The organism is Sphingomonas sp. Leaf339 (genome assembly GCF_001426195.1).
Taxonomy (GTDB): domain Bacteria; phylum Pseudomonadota; class Alphaproteobacteria; order Sphingomonadales; family Sphingomonadaceae; genus Sphingomonas.
Map to the genome: position 1 here is coordinate 1 of NZ_LMRS01000029.1, position 578 is coordinate 578.

Annotated in this window: 1 rRNA gene; it reads left to right on the plus strand. The window is 56.2% G+C overall.

What is annotated here, in order from left to right:
• Positions 1-578 (plus strand): 23S ribosomal RNA (locus ASG67_RS12460); the annotation flags it as partial.

Consider the following 578-nt stretch of genomic DNA (forward strand, 5'->3'; position numbering starts at 1 on the left):
AGGATAGGTGGGAGACTGTGAAGCGGKSACGCYAGTKWYYGTGGAGTCRTTGTTGAAATACCACTCTGGTCACTCTGGATATCTAACTTCGAACCCTGATCSGGTTCAGGGACAGTGCCTGRTGGGTAGTTTAACTGGGGCGGTTGCCTCCCAAAATGTAACGGAGGCGCCCAAAGGTTCCCTCAACCTGGTTGGCAATCAGGTGGCGAGTGTAAGTGCACAAGGGAGCTTGACTGTGAGACTGACARGTCGAGCAGGGACGAAAGTCGGGACTAGTGATCCGGCRSTGGCWTGTGGAAGCGCYGTCGCTCAACGGATAAAAGGTACCTCGGGGATAACAGGCTGATCTTGCCCAAGAGTCCATATCGACGGCATGGTTTGGCACCTCGATGTCGGCTCGTCGCATCCTGGGGCTGGAGTAGGTCCCAAGGGTTGGGCTGTTCGCCCATTAAAGCGGTACGCGAGCTGGGTTTAGAACGTCGTGAGACAGTTCGGTCCCTATCCGCTGCGCGCGCAGGAAATTTGAGAAGGGCTGTCCTTAGTACGAGAGGACCGGGTYGGACGAACCTCTGGTGTGT